Origin of the sequence: Pseudomonas sp. Teo4, assembly GCF_034387475.1 — a bacterium.
In the GTDB taxonomy this organism is placed as follows: domain Bacteria; phylum Pseudomonadota; class Gammaproteobacteria; order Pseudomonadales; family Pseudomonadaceae; genus Aquipseudomonas.
The window spans coordinates 178008-195265 of the sequence record NZ_JAXCIL010000002.1 but is presented as its reverse complement, the minus strand read 5'-3'; the positions used below and the strand labels follow the sequence as shown (position 1 = coordinate 195265).

Here is a 17258-nt window from a genome sequence, read left to right as displayed (position 1 = left end):
ATGGCAGGGCGGCAAGGCCGCGTAAAAGTGTGATTCAGGCGCCCGTGACGACGGACAGGTGCTCGTGGCAGGCCAACCAGCGTTCGCTTTCGCGGCGGAACACGATGGTTTCGCGCTCGGCCAACTGGTGCTCTTCACCGGCCATGCGGATATGCGTGGCGACATCATGCATGAACACCGCCACATCGCCTTGCAGGCTCACGTGGACATTGCTCGACTGGCACGCCAGCACGGCAAAGCCCTCGGCTTGCCATTGAGCCCAGAGGTCTTCATAGGCGCGACGGGACAACAGCGGCTGCGCCAAGGTGTGGAAGAGGAAGGTGGCGTCTTCGCTGAAGCAGGCGAAGTAGCGGGCGGTGTCGTTGCTGGCGAAGGCGGCAACGAGGTCGGCAGCGGCCTGCCGTACCTGGAGTGTCTGGTCCACGGGAGTGGCCTCACGGTTTTTGTGATTGTGGTGATGCGATTCTGGTGGGGGTGGGCGGTGGGAAAAATCGCTGGGGAAATAATTAGTTCAGGAATTTGTGAAGTGAAGCGGTTTTTCTTGACCCCGAGTTCTGCGCAGCCGATCAGCTCATGCAGGCGTTGTCATCGAACAGTCATCTTGCAGTGCAACATTTCAGTCATCCGTCTCAAGCTTCATTGCGAGCGCGAATGGCTCATACCGCACTACACGCTCAGCACGATCAAGACCTGTTTGGTCTTCTCTACGGCTTTGTCTTCCGCGAAGGCCAGCCCGGCCGCGAGATCGACTCGGCCCAGGCCTTGCGCCTGCTTAACGAACCCGCGGATCCTGACCAGTTTCTTTGGCTTCATTTGAACCTCGCCCATGCCGCTTGTGAGCGTTGGTTACGTACTCACTTGGCCTTGCCAGACGCCTTTTTCGAAACCCTGCGCGAAGGCTCGCGCTCCACGCGTATCGAACATGCCGACTCGGCGTTGCTGGCGGTGGTCAACGATGTGGTATTCAACTTCGGCCTGGTGTCGTCAGATATTTCCACAATGTGGGCCTGCGCCAGCAGCCGCCTGTTGGTCAGTGCGCGCCTGCAGCCACTGCACTCGGTGGACAAGCTGCGTTCATCGGTCAAACGGGGCGAGCGTTTCCATTCGCCCATCGAGTTGCTGGTGCACCTGTTGCGCGACCAGGGCGACGTGCTGACCCAGATTGTGCGCGAGACCACCACCAGCGTCGATCGCATCGAAGACCAGCTGCTGTCCCAGCGCTTGAGCGACAACCGTGCCGAGCTGAGTAGCATGCGTCGGGTACTGGTGCGTCTGCAGCGGTTGCTGGCGCTGGAGCCCGGCGCACTGCTGCGCCTGCTGAATCGGCCCCCGGAGTGGTTGCGTGAGCAGGACATGCGCCAGCTGCGTGCGGCGACCGAGGAATTCACCCTGGTGATCAGCGACCTCACGGCGCTGGGCGAGCGGATCAAACTTTTGCAGGAAGAGATCGCCGCCAAGCTCAACGAACAGACCAACCGCACCCTGTTCACCCTGACCGTGGTTACCGTGCTAGCGTTGCCCATCAACATCATCGCCGGCTTCTTCGGGATGAACGTCGGCGGCGTGCCCCTGGCCGACGACCCGCATGGCTTCTGGGTGCTGGTGGCGCTGGTGGCGACGTTCACCGTGCTGGTTGGTCGCTGGGCGTTCCGCAAGCGCCGCGAGTATTGAGTGCCGCACTGGTGCGATCTAGAGGTTGGCGCGGTCCATGTGGGGCAACTGTCTTGTGTTGCCTGTACCGGCCTCATCGCCGGCAAGCCGGCTCCTACAGGTACTGCAGTGACCTCAAGATCTGCGCGGTCCATGTGGGAGCCGGCTTGCCGGCGATCACCGGCGAAGCCGGTGCCATACATCGCGTTGCCTGCATCGTCGGCAAGCCAACTCCCAGAATGGCCGCGCAGATCTTGAGTCGATTACAGTACCTGCCGATTCCACCCGACTGGCGGTCATCCCACCCCCCCATCCTTGCCTACGCTGAAACTCCCACGCACAGAAGCAAGGAGTTCCGCCATGGCCTTCCAATACAAGCGTCTGGACAAGAACAATGCCGCTGTCCTGCTGGTCGACCACCAGACCGGCCTGCTGTCGCTGGTTCGCGACATCGACCCTGACCGTTTCAAGAACAATGTGCTGGCCCTGTCGGACCTGGCCAAGTACTTCAAGCTGCCAACCATCCTCACCACCAGCTTCGAAACCGGCCCCAACGGCCCGTTGGTGCCCGAGTTGAAAGAGCAGTTCCCCGACGCCCCGTACATCGCACGCCCCGGCAACATCAATGCCTGGGACAACGAAGACTTCGTCAAGGCCGTGAAAGCGACCGGCAAGAAGCAACTGCTCATCGCCGGGGTGGTGACCGAGGTTTGTGTGGCCTTCCCCGCGCTGTCGGCGCTCGAAGAAGGTTTCGACGTGTTCGTCGTCACCGACGCCTCCGGCACCTTCAACGAACTGACCCGCGACTCGGCCTGGCGCCGCATGGAAGCGGCCGGCGCCCAGTTGATGACCTGGTTCGGCGTGGCCTGCGAGCTGCACCGCGACTGGCGCAACGACATCGAAGGGCTGGGCACGCTGTTCTCCAACCACATACCGGACTATCGCAACCTGATGACCAGTTACAACAAACTTGCGAAATAGAAGATTCGCCATACAGCAAGGCTGCTCACACAGAGCTTATGACACCTATGGGTGCAGGCTTGCTGTATGTCTTAACGATACAGACGCTGAAATTTGGAAATGCGTTTGTACCTACACACCTAGCTGATCGACGAGGCCTTGATAAAGGCCTCGTCCAGCGTGCTGGCGTGATGGCGATTTAAAAAGTCATCTGCGTTAGCGAACGGCTCCAGTTGTTGTCTTGCCAGCATGTAGAAGCGATGGCAATGATTGATGATCTCTTGGATGTAGTGAGAGGACACAATGACGGTAGCACCTTCTTTACAAGCATTCTGGATGCCCAACCAAATGTAGTGGCGAAACTCCGGGTCTACACCTGCAGTAGGCTCATCCAGTATCAGCAGATCGCTGTCCATGGACAGCAAGCTAAGGGTAAAGAAACTGCGTATTTCACCGTAACTACAAATCGAAGGTTTTTTCATCCAGATGGTTGAGTAGCGTTCATGAAGCGTCGGCGACCAGTGCTTCAGCTTGTTAAGCGTTTCTGTCTTGCTTGGAGGGGTTGAGCTGCTCAGATTTGTGATCAGAGTATGAATGTCCCCCATCCTTAAAGATGGGGGAGCAGAAAGTGTTTGAGATAAATAAATTGGGCGTAATGCGGCATTGCTAATGACGCCCATGTGTGGCTGCTTAATATTGCAAATCAGGTCCATCAATGTTGTTTTTCCGGCGCCGTTTGGACCCAGTAGTCCGATAGTTTCACCTTTTTTGGCGTTGAAGTTTACATGTTTGAATAGTGTTTTGTTATTGGCTTCAAAACTGACGTCAGAAATACGTAATAGGTTCATCTAATATCTGCTCCAAATAGGTTGTATCCTGAAGTAGCGATGAGTGAAAAAAATACAGATGGACAGTAGTGCAAAAGCAATGCTGGCACTGTGCGCTAACGGAATTTCTCCGAGAAATATTTTGGTGCTCAGTACTAATGGGTTGGAGCTTTTCAGTCCCGAGACAGAGGAGTTGACATACGTCGCCCCCATGTATCCCAGTGAAAGCATTGCGAAAGAGATTATTGAGAATAGCGTATTGGCAGTTGTGAATTTTATGGGTAGCAGCGAAATGGCTAGGCCGGCACAGGAAAAATACAGATAGCTTATATATGCGCAAGCTATCAAGTGGAGGTATTCGTCCATGGCGTAAGCACCATATAGAGGTCTTGTGATTAGATAAAAAGTGGTGAAGTGAATCAGGCCTGTAAAGGAGTAACTCAGTAAGTGCGAAGTAAGAAATAGAGTGAGCGACTGTCTTTGGTATATGAAAGACCTGACGAACCCGCTTTCTCTTCTTCCAATGAGATAAAGACTCAGGCCGAACATGGCAACGCTTGATGAAATGTATGCGTAGAACCATGAGGCTGAGGCTATGTAGTCGTGAGTAACTAGGGTGGTCGTTTCTCGGGAAGTAAGTAATAAAATAAACAGCGCAGACGGCGATAACGTCGTCCAGATCAAAGCGGTTGGCTCTTTCCATTGCTCGATGGTGAGCACTTTTGATATGTTGAAAATTCTCTTTGCGGTTTGCGAAATGTTGTCTTTTTTCATGGGAAAGGTACCATTTTACTGCATTGCTCGGGTTTGATGTTATGGGAGAAATTTTCCGAGTATCGATTGATTAGGTTGAGCTTTGATGAGTTGTTCATGTGGAGAAATAAATTGGGGGATATGTATTTGCAAAAATGCGTGGTGGGTGCGGTCGGAGGGGAGTAAAGGTATAGGTAGCCGTTGAGTTTTAGTTCTCTCAGCGACTTGATCAGATTGCGGCTTGTAAATTCTTTTGTGTTTAGATCTTGATGGTAAGCGTTTTCAGTGCAAAGTATTGCTTCGTAGGTGCTGTAGCTGTTGCATTCTAAAAAATGGCGCAGGTAAGGGTCTTCCACCTCCTTGATGCTTCTTTTTCGAGCAGCGAAGGACTGCATGAAACGATAAGTTTGCCAGAGCTCTACCAGAGCTTTTTCCAACGCACTGAGAATATCCTTGTTGTAAGCCATTCCAGCGCAGTATTTAACTTCGGTGTTCGATGAGGTTTTGTTTCCGTAGCAGATTAGTATGCAGCTTCCGGGAAAGTTTCTGTCAGTTAAATCCAAGATGCACAACTCTCCGCATTTCAAAAGTTCTTTAAGGAGGTTTTGGCAAGGTGAGTTTCGTAAAGTGAACAGTGCAACTGTATGAAGGATCCTGTGTGAGTGTGTTTTTGTCAGCCAAAATTTTAAAAGAAACTGTCTTTCAAGTGACTCTTTCAGCGCGCCATGTATTGCCTTCTCCATGGTTTCATGAGTGCTGCACCCGCAGGTGTCTCTGAATGGGTAGAAATTGTTGTCGGATTCGTTATTGCTTGGAGATATTGATATGCAGGCTGTTGGGATTTTACATGGGCTGAAGTCGCTTATTCTAAAGGCGTGAGTTAAATCAAATCTGTGCTCTTCGATTGAGTTGCATGGCGCATTGATCGATGTCTGAGCAAGTGCTTTTGTAAATTCAGATACTTCCTCTAAAGATAAGTTTGAGTTTAGGGTGGCTTTTTCTGCTACGGCAATGTCGAGATAGAAGTGCGTTCGTTCTCGATATTCCCCATGTGCTGCTTTTATGATTTCTGACGTCCATCCACTGCTAGATCCGTAAGTGCTCCATCGGCTACCGGATTCGACGCTGTGTGGAAAGTGTTTGACAGCGTTTGGTTGGGAGCATTGGAAGTCAGGTCTGACTGGAAAGTGTATTTCATTGTAGTTGTTCATTTCCTACCCTATAAATTGAATGCAGGCCGGAAGAAATAAGGTTGGGTTAAGATTTAACCGCTGCGCTAACTCATGATCACTGAAGCCGGACCAAAGACGGCTCTCCAGGCGCAATTCTTTGCAGCGCAGGTCTACCAACATATACATTGAGCCAGCTTCCATGTGAGCGAGTCGGTAACCGCGATATCTATACTTAAAAATTGCTTTGGGTAGGTAAATGCAGTAAATGAGTGCAATGGATGGAGTGCCCAAGTCAAATGGTTCCGGGATTAAAGACTTTTGTAGTTCATGAATATTTATCTCTGGGCTGTAGTTTTCAAACTTCCTAGAACTTGGCAGTAGGTGCAGGCAGTTACTGTCGGTAGGCCAGTGATTAACCTGGTTGTTTAGGTTGCAGCAGAAAACCTCGACAGGATAGAGAGCGCCTCCACTAGGGTACCCCCGGTTATAGCCACAATTTTCCTTTTTCAGCAAAGGCGCGAGTAGCGCTTGCACTTTGCAAAAGTCGAGAGGCCCATTGTCAAATTTTGCGCATGAATCATTTCTTCTTAAGTGATGCTCTACAGGTAGTACGGGGAGCGATAGATTTTGACAACTGCTTGTGCTTTGACTTATGTTAAGTTTTAGCTCGTTTCCTGTAAGTTGTTCTAGTTCTTTGTTGGGGATGTGGTGAAGCGTGCTAAAGTGCTGGGTGGCTTTATGGATGACAAAATTTCCTTTGTTGTGGTAGATCAGGGTGTCGTCTAGAACTTCATTGCTAATAAATTTTAAATAGTAATCATGAGGTATGCTCATGCGCGTCTCTCCAAGCACCGGCAAAGCGGCCAGTGCACGCTAACGTCCTCTGTTATATTTCCTGTGTCCAAGTTTATGGTTGTAGAGTGCAGGGTTTTGTCTTGGGTCATTTTTATTGGTTGATGCGTTGTTAGTTTTTTTATGGATCTTGAAATGGCTCCTATAATTAGGGCATGCTGGAGTTCATCTATCTCTGCTTTCGGCATGGGAAGTCTATTGGTGTTGCAAAACCCCAAAAGCCTACTCCAGTGATGGTGGCTGGATCGTAATGATTCATAATGAATTACTCGGTCTATGGTGCAAAAGGCGCAAGGGTTTTTGAGTGTGGGGATGTAAGGTTCGGTAAGATGGAAGTGTGCGCCACTGACAAACCCAACGCTTATTCCGCTTGATGGATAATTGTCAGCCAGTTGGTCGTAGATTTCCCTTACTTTTTGCAGGTCAAAGCTTAGGCTGGCTAGTATAAAAAGTATTGGGGTTGCGCTTTTTATGTGTGTAGGGATTGTTAATGGTTTTATTTCTAATTTGTAGTTTGATCTCTGCTTCAAGGCTTTCGCTTCGCTGAGAGGAATCTCCCAATCGCAGTAAATCACAGCCTTTTCGAAGTAAGTACTGCTTGGTGGATCACCGAGGACAGATATTTCTCTCAAAAATTTTACCGTGCTCTCACTGCAAAGGCCTTGGCTGTGGAGTATGTCTTGAATTTTTTTGTAGGCTACTTCTGTTTTCTTGAGTTTTATTAGCTGCTTGAGCGCGTTTGTCAGGCTGTTATTTTTGATTTTAGTTATGCCGCTGGCGGAATAGACTAAATGGTCAGTTTCGAAGTTAAGAACTTCATAATTACATACTCTTAAAGCTTTCATGTATTTCTCCTTTGGGAGATACGCTCCCGCAGGTATACTTAGCGTGAGCGTATCTCATCTAGTTAAGCTCAGGATTGTTCAAGGCTAATGCCATTGTTCCCACCACTACCGCCAGAACCACCACTGCCTCCACTGCACCCGCCGCCGCCTCCACATCCACCGCTACCACCACAGCCTCCTGCACCTCCAGAACCACCGAAGAACTCGGATTCCAAGTTTTCTTCATTGTTTGGTTTGAATGTAAGCAATGTAACGCCGTATTCGGTTTCCATAGTTTTTCTCCTTGGATGATTGCCCCGTTTTGTCGGGGTTATCAAGTTTTAGTTTGCATTGGAGAACTCGTCAACTGGCGGTTTTTGGGGGTGGCCTGAATGTTTGTTTATTGTGTTTATTTTATTAGGCTGTTTGTCGGATTGTTCTTAAGTTTAAACTTTCGGCATGCTCTGAATGCGCTGTAGGATATTTCAGAAATCCCAGCTTCTTTGTGAAAGTCCGCAGATTAATTAAGTATCTTTCTGGCTTTCCGGTACGAATTTTCGTTTTTCTTGAAAGGCAATTCTTTTTTTAGTTTGAGACTGGTGCTGAGAAGGGTTTAAATTTTTTTTGCTGATAGCAAGTTTTTTTGGATTTCATGACTTTGGAGTGTCGCTCAAGCCTTGAATGCTACTGCTCTCCTGCACCACATCTCGGCTGTCTCCATACCTTCAGCTAGCCATAGCGCACATGAGTACCCCCTCACAACGAGTTGCACCCAATTGCAAGCCAACCAGCAAACCCCCATGAATCGACCATACTGAGTCTTCATTCGCCTTCAGGAGAAGGTCATGTCCAAGTCGGCCAAAAAGAAAGCCACCCAGGCAACCGACGAAAAGCTGGGCGGCAAGGCCTATGAGAAAGCGCTCAAGCCGCTGCACGTCGAGCTGGTCAAGCTTCAGGAATGGGTTGTGGCCAAGGGCCTGAAGGTGTGCATCGTCTTCGAGGGCCGCGACGGAGCAGGCAAGGGCGGGACCATCAAAGCTATCACCGAGCGGGTCAGCCCGCGGGTGTTCCGGGTGGTTGCGCTGCCGGCACCCACCGAGCGCGAGAAATCGCAGATGTACGTGCAACGCTACCTGAGGCATCTGCCTGCCGCTGGCGAGGTAGTGATCTTCGACCGCAGCTGGTACAACCGCGCCGGGGTCGAGCGGGTGATGGGGTTCTGCAGCGACGAGCAGGCCAGCAAGTTCCTCACCGTGGTGCCGCTGTTCGAGAAGATGATGGTCGAGTCGGGGATCATCCTGATCAAGTACTGGCTGGAGGTCAGTGCCGAGGAGCAGACCCGCCGCCTGCAGGACCGTATCAACGACGGGCGCAAGCTGTGGAAACTGTCGCCGATGGACCTGAAGTCCTATTCGCGCTGGGACGACTACACCCGTGCCCGCGACGAGATGTTCGCCGCCTCGGACTCGTCCTGGGCGCCTTGGTTCATGGCGCACTCCAACGACAAGCGGCGTGCGCGGCTGAACATCATCAGCCACCTGCTGTCGCGCATCGAGTACAAGGATGTGACCCGCGAAGAGATCGTCAAGCTGCCCAAGCGCGGCAAGATCGGCAAGTACAAGGCTGTGGACTACCCCTTCAAGGTGGTGCCGGAGCGTTTTTGATGACTGATTAACAGCCCGTCAGTTGGCAGTCGGCCTGGGCAAGAGGGTCCGTATCGACATTCGGGGTTCGACCCCGAAGGAGCCAGGGGATGAGCGACGATGCCACATGACGGCAGTCTGCTACAGGCGACAGTGGTCTTCTTGCTGGCCGTGGTGCTGCTGGTACCGCTGGCGCAGCGTCTTAAACTGGGGGCGGTACCGGGCTATCTGTTGGCCGGTATTCTTATCGGCCCCTCATTGCTGGGCCTGATCAAACAACCCGACAACGTTGCTCGCCTGTCCGAGATGGGTGTGGTGATGCTGTTGTTCGTGATTGGCCTGGAGCTTTCGCCGCGCCGACTGTGGACCATGCGCCGGTCGCTGTTTGGCGTGGGCTCGCTGCAGGTTGGGCTGACCGCCGTGGTGCTGGGGTTGCTGGCATACCTGCTGTTCGACCAGTCGCGGCAGGCGGCGATCGTGCTGGGCCTGGGCCTGGCACTGTCGTCCACCGCTTTTGGCCTGCAGGTGCTGGCCGAGCGCAGGGAGCTGGGCAAGCCGCAGGGGCGGTTGGCCGTGGGCATCCTGCTGTTCCAGGACATCGCGGCCATTCCGCTGATTGCCGTGGTGCCGCTGCTGGGCACCGGCATGAGCCCCCCGGAGGAGGGCAGTTGGCCCTTGCTGGCGGTGGCATTGGGCGTCGGGGTGGTGATCGTCACCGGTCGCTACCTGCTGCAGCCGGTGTTCCGCTGGACTGTCGGCTCAGGGCTGCACGAACTGTCGACTGCCACTGCATTGCTGGTGGTGCTGGGCACCGCCTGGGTGATGGAGCATGTCGGGGTGTCCATGGCCCTGGGCGCCTTCCTTGCGGGCGTGGTGATGGCCGATTCGCCGTTTCGCCATGAGCTGGAGTCGCAGATCGAGCCGCTCAAGGGGCTGCTACTGGGGCTGTTCTTCGTTGGCGTGGGGATGACCGCCGACCTGCGTCTGCTACTGAGCATGCCGCTGCAAGTGTTGGGGCTCACCGTGTTGCTGGTGGGGGTCAAGTTACCGCTGTTGTTCGTGCTGGGGCGCTTCGCCGGAGGTCTGGAACGGGCCCAGGCACTGTGTCTGGCGGTGGTGCTGGCGTCGGGCGGCGAGTTCGCTTTCGTCGTGTTCAAGCTGGCGCTGCAGCATCAGGTGCTGGAGCAGCGGGTGCATGACTTGCTGGTGCTGGCCATCACCCTGTCGATGGCCGTGGTGCCGTTGGTGATGATGGCCCTGGCCCGCCAGTTGCGCGACGACGCCTCGGTCGCTGCAGCCGCCGCAGCGTTGCCGGATGTCGAAGAAATGCCGCAGGTGGTGGTGGCTGGCCTGGGGCGCATGGGCGCGGCCATTGTCCGCATGCTGCATGGTGAAGGTGTGCGCCTGGTGGCGTTGGACGCCTCGGTCGATGCGGTGGTGCAAGGCAGTGAGAAAGATGGCCCGTTGGTGTTCTTTGGCGACCCCTCACGCTCAGAGATCCTGCGTGCAGCCAGGGTCGACCAGGCCAGGCTGGTGATCGTCGCCACCGATGACCCGCAGTCCAACCTCAAGACTGCCGATGTGCTGGCGCATCTTTATCCACAGACCCCGGTAATCGCTGCCGCACGTGACAGCCAGGAAGCCCAGCGCCTGCTCGCCATGGGCGCCGACCCGGTACGCGAAACCTTTCACTCCAGCCTGGAGATGGCACGTCGTGCCCTCATCATGCTGGGCTACAGCGAAGAGCAGGCGGCTGCCTGGGTACACCGCTACAGTCGGCAAGAGGCGCGCCGCTTGCAGGAGCAGCGGCAATGGCAGGACGGTTCCGGTGGTGATTTCCCGAACGCTCGCTGAGCGCCATGAAAGCTCGTAGCAGACACCGCGCCATGCGGCGCACTGATCGCTCAATCCGCTGAATGCGGCCAGGAGGTGAATCATGCAGTCGGGTTTCAAGCTGGACAGCGCCCTCTCGCGAGGGCTGCTCGACGTGCTGATCAAGGCTGGGCTGGTGGCAGCCTTGGTGATCTTTGCCTTCCAGGTGTTCCAGCCGTTTCTGGAGTTGATGCTTTGGGCGGTGATACTGGCGGTCACCTTGTATCCGCTGTATGGCCGGCTCAAGCAGCGGACTGGGCTCAAGAACGGTTATGTCGCCACGCTCGTGGTCTTGCTGGTGCTGGTGGTGCTGTTGGTACCGATCTACCTGGTGGTGGTTTCGATTGGCGAGTCCGTCCAGAGCCTGGTTGCGCTGCTCAAGGAGGGGGGCTGGAGCGTGCCTGCGCCACCGGAGTCGGTGGCAGGCTGGCCACTGATCGGGCCTCGGCTGTATGCCTTCTGGCAGTCGGCATCCGAAAGTCTGGCCCCGGTGATGAACAACCTGATGCCGCACCTCAAAGGCGCGGGGCTCACCGTATTGGGGGCCGCGGCGAGCGCGGGCGGGGCGTTCCTGTTGTTCATCGGCGCAGTGATCATATCCGGCGTGATCATGGCTTTTGGCGAGCGTGGCGAGATCGCTGCGCAGCGCATCGCCATGCGCGTATCCGGTGAGGAGCGCGGCAAGCCGCTGGCCAACCTGTGCACTGCGACCATACGTGCGGTAGCCCAGGGCGTGATCGGCATTGCCTTTATCCAGATGCTGCTGATCGGCGTTGGTTTCGTGATCAAGGGCGTGCCAGGGGCGGGCATGTTGGCCATTGTCGTACTGATGCTGGGGATCGCCCAGGCGCCAGCGACACTGGTAACCATTCCGGTGATCATCTACGTGTTCAACGTCGAGGGCTTTACTGCGGCGACCATCATCTTCGCCGTTTACACCTTCGTCGCCGGGCTTGCCGACAACGTGCTCAAACCGCTGCTGCTGGGGCGCGGGGTGGACGTGCCGATGCCGGTGGTGCTCATCGGAGCCCTGGGCGGCATGGTGGTGAAGGGCATCATCGGTTTGTTCATCGGCCCGGTGATCCTTGGGGTCACCTATGTGCTGTTCTGGCAGTGGGTGGCGTTGCAGGTGCCGGAGCAACCTGTGCCACCAGCGGCATGAGCCAGGCCTGCGATGGCGACGCGCTGCCATGGCCTGATCCTGCTGCTGGCGCTGGCCGGCTGTAGCCAGGTCGGCCCGGATTTCGAACAGCCGCAGGCCCCGTGGTTGCATGGCTGGAGCACGCCACTGCTGGAGCGGGCGGGGCACACGGCAGCAACACCGGACCTGCGCCAGTGGTGGGCGGTGTTCGCCGACCCGACGCTGGACGCGCTGATTGCCGAGGCCGATGCACACAACACCAACCTGCGGGTGGCAGGCCTGCGCATCGTCGAGGCACGTGCGCAGTTGGCCATCGTCCAGACCGGGCGCTATCCCCAGTTGCAGCAGCTGCGTGCGCAGAGCCTGTACCTGAAGCAGGACCAGTCCGGCACCCCGACCGCCCGCGACTCGGTGTTCTGGCAGTCCAGCCTGGGTTTCGACATTGCCTGGGAGGTGGACTTCTGGGGGCGCTTCAGCCGCGCCATCGAGTCGGCCGATGCCGTGTACTTCGCTTCCCAGGCCAACTATGCCGACGCCATGGTGCTGTTGCGCGCGCAGGTGGCCGATACCTACTTCGGCCTGCGCACCGCCGAGGCGCGCCTGGCCATTGCCGAGGAGAACGCCAGGCGCCAGGCACGCAGCCTGGAAATCACCGAGCGGTTGTTCCGCCATGGCGAGCACGACGAACTCGACTGGCAACAGGCGCGCACTCAGTACCTGGCCACCCAGGCGACCATTCCCGAGTTCCAGAACCAGGTCAATGCCTTGCGCAACGTGCTCTGCTCGTTGATCGGCCGGCCGCCTGGCCCGTTGCCGGAGCTTGAGGCGCGTCACGGCCAGCTGCCGCTGCCAGGCCAGGCGATTCTGCAGGACGTGCCGGCCAGCCTGTTGCAACGCCGCCCGGATATACGCGCCGCCGAGCAGGCAGTGGCCGCGCAGTCGGCGCTTGTCGGTGTTGCCGAGGCGGATCTTTATCCCTCGCTGAGTTTGCTCGGCAGCATCGGCTGGAGCTTCGTCACGGCCAACCACTTGCCCGACACGTTCGACCTGGCTGCCGGGCCGAGCCTGATCTGGAACCCGTTCGACTACGGCAGGCGCAAGAATGCCGTGCGGGTGGAGGATGCGCGTCTGCAGCAGTTGATCGAGTTGTATCAGCAGAGTGTTCGCGATGCCGCACGCGAGGCGGACGATGCCGCCAGCGGCCTGGTGCGCTCGCTGGAAAGCGCGGGCATTCGAGAGCAGGCGTCGCAAGCCGCGCAGCGTTCGCTGACCCTGGCCAGTTCGCAATACCGCGAGGGCTTCGCTGACTTTCAGCGCGTGCTCGATGCCCAGCAATTGCTGTTGCAGCAGCAGGACGGGTACCTGGTCAGCCGGGGTAACGCCGTCAGCAGCCTGGTGAACCTGTACAAGGCGCTCGGCGGCGGATGGGAGCAGGTTGGCCAGCCCATCCCGGCGCAAACCCGCCAGCAGATGCAGCAACGCACCGACTGGGGAACGCTGCTCGACGAGCCGGCCCCTGAAAATCAGAAGACAGGTGAGCAACCATGAGCGACGCCCAGGGTACACCGCCGAAGCAAGCGCCCGCGCCGGACCGGGGCATGCGCTGGGTGTTGCTTTTGATCGCCGTGAGTTTGCTCTGGTACCTGCTGGCTGACCGCTTCACGCCCTACACCCAGCAGGCTCGCCTGCAGGCTTATGTGGTGCCGGTGAGTGCCGAGGTGGCCGGCCAGATAAAGCGTGTGGCGGTAGGCAACAACCAGGAAGTACGAAGGGGCGATGTGCTGTTCGAGCTGGACCCGGAGCAGTACCGCATCGCCCTGGCACGAGCCGAAGCCGACCTGGACACCACGCGTCGGCAGATCGGCGCTCACACCGCCGGCATCGATTCGGCCCAGGCCGCTCTGGTGGCCGCCCAGGCCAACGAGCGCAAGGCGCGGCAGGATGCCGAACGGTTGAAGCGGCTGATCGACGAAGACCCCGGCACGGTGTCAGTGCGGCGCCTGGAAGGCGCGCAGGCGACCCGTGACCAAGCTATCAGCCAGGTGGCGGCGGCCCGGGCGGAAGTCGAGCGTGCCCGTGAACAGCAGGGTGGCGCAGAGGCGGACAACGCCCAAATGCGCAGCGCGGCGGCCAACGTGGAAAAGGCCCGTCTGGACCTGGCCCGCACCGTGGTGAGGGCAGATGCCAACGGCCTGATCACCGACCTGCGTACCGACGTGGGCCATTACGTCGCGGCAGGCAGCCCGATGATGACCCTGATCGCTATCCATGACCTGTGGATAAGTGCCGACATGACCGAGAACAACCTCGGCCACCTGCAGCCCGGAACGCCGGTGCTGGTAGTGCTCGATGCGCTACCCGGCAGCGTGCTGCGCGGGCGTGTGCGCAGCATCGGCCGTGGCGTGAGCGTCGGCCAGAGCACTCCGCCCGGCAGCTTGCCGACCGTGCAGAACAGCCGCGAGTGGTTGCGTTCGGCGCAACGTTTCCCGGTGATCGTCGAGTTGGAGCGCGATCAGCTGCAAAGCGCAGCCGGCCTGCGGGTTGGCGGCCAGGCCGAAGTCATGGCGTTGCCCAGCGAGGGTAACCCTTTGAACCTGTTGGGCAGGGTGTTCATGTGGCTGATGAGCTGGATGTCCTATGCCTATTGAGTTGCGGCGCCTGCGTGCACTGCGCCTGGCCTGGGGCACTGCGCTGTGCCTGGCGATCAGTTTCGGTCTGGCCCTGCCAGTGCCGATTCTGGCGCCGGTGTTTGCCGTGCTGCTGCTGGCCATGCGCAGCCAACCCTTGCCGCTGCGCGCCGCGCCGTTGTTGGCGCTGCTGGTATTGCTCAGTTGTGGCAGCGGCCTGCTGCTGATTCCGTTGCTGCGTCATGCCCCGGTGAGCGGGGTGCTGTTGGTCGGCGTGGGCGTGTACCTGGTGCTGCGCTATGCCTTGCAGGGCGGCAACGGTTTGCTGGCCAACCTGCTGGTCATCGGCCTGACCATGATCGCGGCGGCGGGTACCAGCGACTTCACCCTGGCGTTGTCGGTGGTCGAGGCCATGGCCAAGGGCATGCTCCTGGCAACCTTGGGCTGTGCTTTCGTGCACCTGCTGTTCCCGGAGCCCGCCGACGCGCCTGCGCCACCCGCCCCGGCGCGCCTGAGCGGCGACGAGGTCGGTTGGGTGGCCCTGCGCGCCACGCTGATCGTGATGCCGGCGTTTCTGTTGGCGCTGATCGCACCGGACCAGTACATGCCGCTGATCATGAAGTCGGTGAGCCTGGGCCAGCAAGCTGGCGAGACCCGCGCCCGGCATGCCAGCCGCGAGTTGATCGGCTCGACTTTACTGGCCGGGGTGCTGGCGATTCTGGTGTGGGGCGCACTTGGCCTGTTCGTGCACTTGTGGATGTTCTTCCTGTGGGTGTTGCTGTTGTGCCTGTGGCAGGCGCGAAGGCTCTACCAGGCGGTGCTGACACGGCAGAGCCCGGCGTACTGGGTCAGCTGCCTGACGACCTTTCTGATTCTGCTAGGGCAATCGGTGCAGGACAGTGCGGCAGGGCAGGATGTTTACCGGGCGTTTGCCGTGCGGATGGCGCTGTTTGTGGCGGTGTCGCTGTATGCCAGTGGGATGTTGATCTGGATCGACAGGCGCCGTGTCGAACCGCATCGGCCTCTTCGCGGGTAAACCCGCTCCCACATCCCTTGAACCATGCACCGACCCTGTGGGAGCGGGTTTACCCGCGAAGAGGCCGGGACGGCTAGCCTAGGGCTGCCAGTCGATCCCCGTGTCTTCGAGATAAGCATCCACGGCAGCGCCAACCGTGGGGTGAAACGCCTCTGCACCAATGCGATGAAACAGCTCGAAGCGCTTCATCTTGTCCTTCACTGGGTCTTTCATCTCGGCAAATTGCAGCTCCACGCCGCGAGATTCGAGAATGCGGTCCAGTTCGGCGAGCATGTCGGCAGAGGTGATGTCGATGCTGGTCACAGGCTCTGCCGCAATCACCAGTCGTTGAACCGGGGTCGGTGACTCGTCGATAGCCGCCAGCACCGTGTTCTGGAACTGTTCGGCGTTGGCGAAGAACAGCGGTGCATCCCAGCGCAGCAACACCAGCCCAGGTATACGCCGGGCGTTCGGGTGGCGCTGTACGTCGTGGTAGCCGCGGGTGCCGTCCACGCGACCGAGCACGGCGAAATGCGGACGCCAGCCGTCCCAGAGGAATTCGATCACCGAGATCACCACGGCGATGCAGATACCGGGAATGGCGCCAAACACGGCCACGCCGACGAAGCAGGTGAACGACAGCCAGAACTCCCATTGCTGCATACGGAAGATGCGCTTGAGGTCGGCGAACTCGAACAGCCCCAGCGCGGCGGCGATCACTACTGCCGCCAGGGCGCTGTTGGGCAGGTGGCGCATCAGGTTGGGCGCCACCAGCAACAACAGCGTGACCGCCAGCGCGCCGATGATGCCGGTCAGTTGGGTTTTGGAGCCGGCGGCTTCGGCAACCGGAGTGCGTGATGAGCTGCTGCTGATGGGAATACCCTGGAACAGCCCGGATGCCAGGTTGGCCACCCCCAGGCCGAACATCTCCTGGTTCGGGTTCACCGATGTCTTCAGGCGGGCAGCGTAGGAGCGCGACAGCACACTGGTGTCGGCGAACGACACCAGTGCCACGGCGATACCGCCCAGCAGCACCTCCACCAGGTCGATGTCGCTCAACCATGGGAAGGCAAAGCTGGGTAGCCCTTGCGGCAACTCGCCAAGCACTTTCACGCCCTTTTCATCCAGGCCCAGCAAGCTCACCGCCAGGGTTGCCAGCATTACCGCGATCAGGATGCCCGGGATCCGCTTGTAGGGTTTGAGCAGCAGAATCAACGCCAGGCTGGCGCCACCCACGGCGAAGCTCGGCCAGTGGCCTTGGCCGGCAAACAAGGCCTGGGCCAGTTGCCAGAGGTCGCGTAACGGGCCTTGGCTGTCGAACGAAAGGCCAAACAGCTTGGGCAACTGGCTGATCAACACCGTCAGCGCGATGCCGTTCATGTAGCCATAGCGGATCGGTTTGGACAGCAGTTCGGTGATGAAGCCCAGGCGCAGCAGTCCAGCGATCATGCAGAACGCGCCGGCCACCAGGGCCATCATGCTGGCAATGGTGATGGCCCGCTGCGGGTCGCTGGCGGCGTATTGCACCACAACAGCGAGGATGGGCGCCGCCAGTGCCGAATCTGGGCCTAGCACCAGAATGCGGCTGGGGCCGAACAGGGCGTAGGCCAGCAACGGGATGATGGTGGCGTACAGACCATAAATGCCCGGTACGCCGGACGCTTCGGCATAGGCGATGCCCACCGGGACCAGCATGGTGGTCAGGACCAGGCCGGCGGCGATGTCCTTGGGCAGCCAGGCGGGCTGGTAGTGCAGCAGGGTGGCCAGACCGGGCAGCCAGCGTTGCCAGTCGAAGCGAGAGGAGGGGGGCGTTTCGTGCATGGTGCTGGCTCCGGAAAATGAGCGCAGGAATCGCTTGGAAGCCCGCTCTGAACTAGCTTAGATGCTGAGTCCCGAGGGAGCTGGCAAAGCTTGCGATAGGC

At 58.1% G+C, this 17258-nt stretch carries 15 protein-coding genes; 8 read left to right on the top strand and 7 right to left on the bottom strand.

The window, feature by feature from the left end:
• Positions 1-34 precede the first annotated feature (34 nt).
• Positions 35-424 (bottom strand): YybH family protein, encoded by a 390-nt coding sequence (locus tag PspTeo4_RS17265; RefSeq protein WP_322365120.1) that lies wholly within the window; start codon positions 422-424, stop codon positions 35-37.
• A 227-nt stretch (positions 425-651) separates the two neighbouring features.
• On the opposite strand from PspTeo4_RS17265, the gene PspTeo4_RS17260 reads away from it, so the two are divergent.
• Positions 652-1671 (top strand): transporter, encoded by a 1020-nt coding sequence (locus PspTeo4_RS17260; RefSeq protein ID WP_322365119.1) that lies wholly within the window; start codon positions 652-654, stop codon positions 1669-1671.
• A gap of 339 nt (positions 1672-2010) precedes the next feature.
• Positions 2011-2631 carry an isochorismate family cysteine hydrolase YcaC gene (gene ycaC, locus PspTeo4_RS17255; protein WP_322365118.1) on the top strand — a complete coding sequence of 207 codons (621 nt, stop codon included), beginning with the start codon at positions 2011-2013 and terminating at the stop codon, positions 2629-2631.
• A gap of 119 nt (positions 2632-2750) precedes the next feature.
• Here ycaC and PspTeo4_RS17250 read toward each other — a convergent pair whose 3' ends face one another.
• From PspTeo4_RS17250 to PspTeo4_RS17230, 5 genes are all read right to left on the bottom strand, one after another.
• Positions 2751-3458 (bottom strand): ATP-binding cassette domain-containing protein, encoded by a 708-nt coding sequence (locus PspTeo4_RS17250; protein ID WP_322365117.1) that lies wholly within the window; start codon positions 3456-3458, stop codon positions 2751-2753.
• Positions 3459-4207: 749 nt separating this feature from the next.
• Complete coding sequence (locus PspTeo4_RS17245; RefSeq protein ID WP_322365116.1) at positions 4208-5401, bottom strand: YcaO-like family protein; 1194 nt, start codon at positions 5399-5401, stop codon at positions 4208-4210.
• A gap of 3 nt (positions 5402-5404) precedes the next feature.
• On the bottom strand, positions 5405-6196 hold the full coding sequence (locus PspTeo4_RS17240) for a SagB/ThcOx family dehydrogenase (RefSeq protein WP_322365115.1): 792 nt from the start codon (positions 6194-6196) through the stop codon (positions 5405-5407).
• A complete protein-coding gene (locus PspTeo4_RS17235; RefSeq protein WP_322365114.1) occupies positions 6193-7059 on the bottom strand; it encodes an McbB family protein in 867 nt (288 codons plus the stop codon). The genes PspTeo4_RS17240 and PspTeo4_RS17235 overlap by 4 nt, the downstream gene beginning before the upstream one ends.
• A gap of 68 nt (positions 7060-7127) precedes the next feature.
• Complete coding sequence (locus PspTeo4_RS17230; RefSeq protein WP_322365113.1) at positions 7128-7331, bottom strand: hypothetical protein; 204 nt, start codon at positions 7329-7331, stop codon at positions 7128-7130.
• Between the two features lie 552 nt (positions 7332-7883).
• Between PspTeo4_RS17230 and ppk2 the strand changes: the two genes are divergently transcribed.
• The 6 genes from ppk2 to PspTeo4_RS17195 all read left to right on the top strand — a co-directional run bounded on the left by ppk2 (position 7884) and on the right by PspTeo4_RS17195 (position 15357).
• Positions 7884-8702 carry a polyphosphate kinase 2 gene (ppk2, locus tag PspTeo4_RS17225; RefSeq protein ID WP_322365112.1) on the top strand — a complete coding sequence of 273 codons (819 nt, stop codon included), beginning with the start codon at positions 7884-7886 and terminating at the stop codon, positions 8700-8702.
• 99 nt (positions 8703-8801) lie between these two features.
• On the top strand, positions 8802-10535 hold the full coding sequence (locus tag PspTeo4_RS17220) for a monovalent cation:proton antiporter-2 (CPA2) family protein (RefSeq protein ID WP_416196960.1): 1734 nt from the start codon (positions 8802-8804) through the stop codon (positions 10533-10535).
• A gap of 82 nt (positions 10536-10617) precedes the next feature.
• A complete protein-coding gene (locus tag PspTeo4_RS17210) occupies positions 10618-11715 on the top strand; it encodes an AI-2E family transporter (RefSeq protein WP_322365111.1) in 1098 nt (365 codons plus the stop codon).
• A gap of 12 nt (positions 11716-11727) precedes the next feature.
• Positions 11728-13242: a TolC family protein gene (locus tag PspTeo4_RS17205; protein ID WP_322365110.1), complete on the top strand. Its 1515-nt coding sequence runs from the start codon at positions 11728-11730 to the stop codon at positions 13240-13242.
• Positions 13239-14342 carry an HlyD family secretion protein gene (locus tag PspTeo4_RS17200; protein WP_322365109.1) on the top strand — a complete coding sequence of 368 codons (1104 nt, stop codon included), beginning with the start codon at positions 13239-13241 and terminating at the stop codon, positions 14340-14342. The genes PspTeo4_RS17205 and PspTeo4_RS17200 overlap by 4 nt, the downstream gene beginning before the upstream one ends.
• Entirely contained in the window at positions 14332-15357 is a 1026-nt protein-coding gene (locus PspTeo4_RS17195) for a DUF2955 domain-containing protein (protein ID WP_322365108.1), read from the top strand. Before PspTeo4_RS17200 ends, PspTeo4_RS17195 begins: the two co-directional genes overlap by 11 nt.
• Before the next feature lie 78 nt (positions 15358-15435).
• Here PspTeo4_RS17195 and PspTeo4_RS17190 read toward each other — a convergent pair whose 3' ends face one another.
• Positions 15436-17157: a SulP family inorganic anion transporter gene (locus tag PspTeo4_RS17190; RefSeq protein WP_322365107.1), complete on the bottom strand. Its 1722-nt coding sequence runs from the start codon at positions 17155-17157 to the stop codon at positions 15436-15438.
• Positions 17158-17258 lie beyond the last annotated feature (101 nt).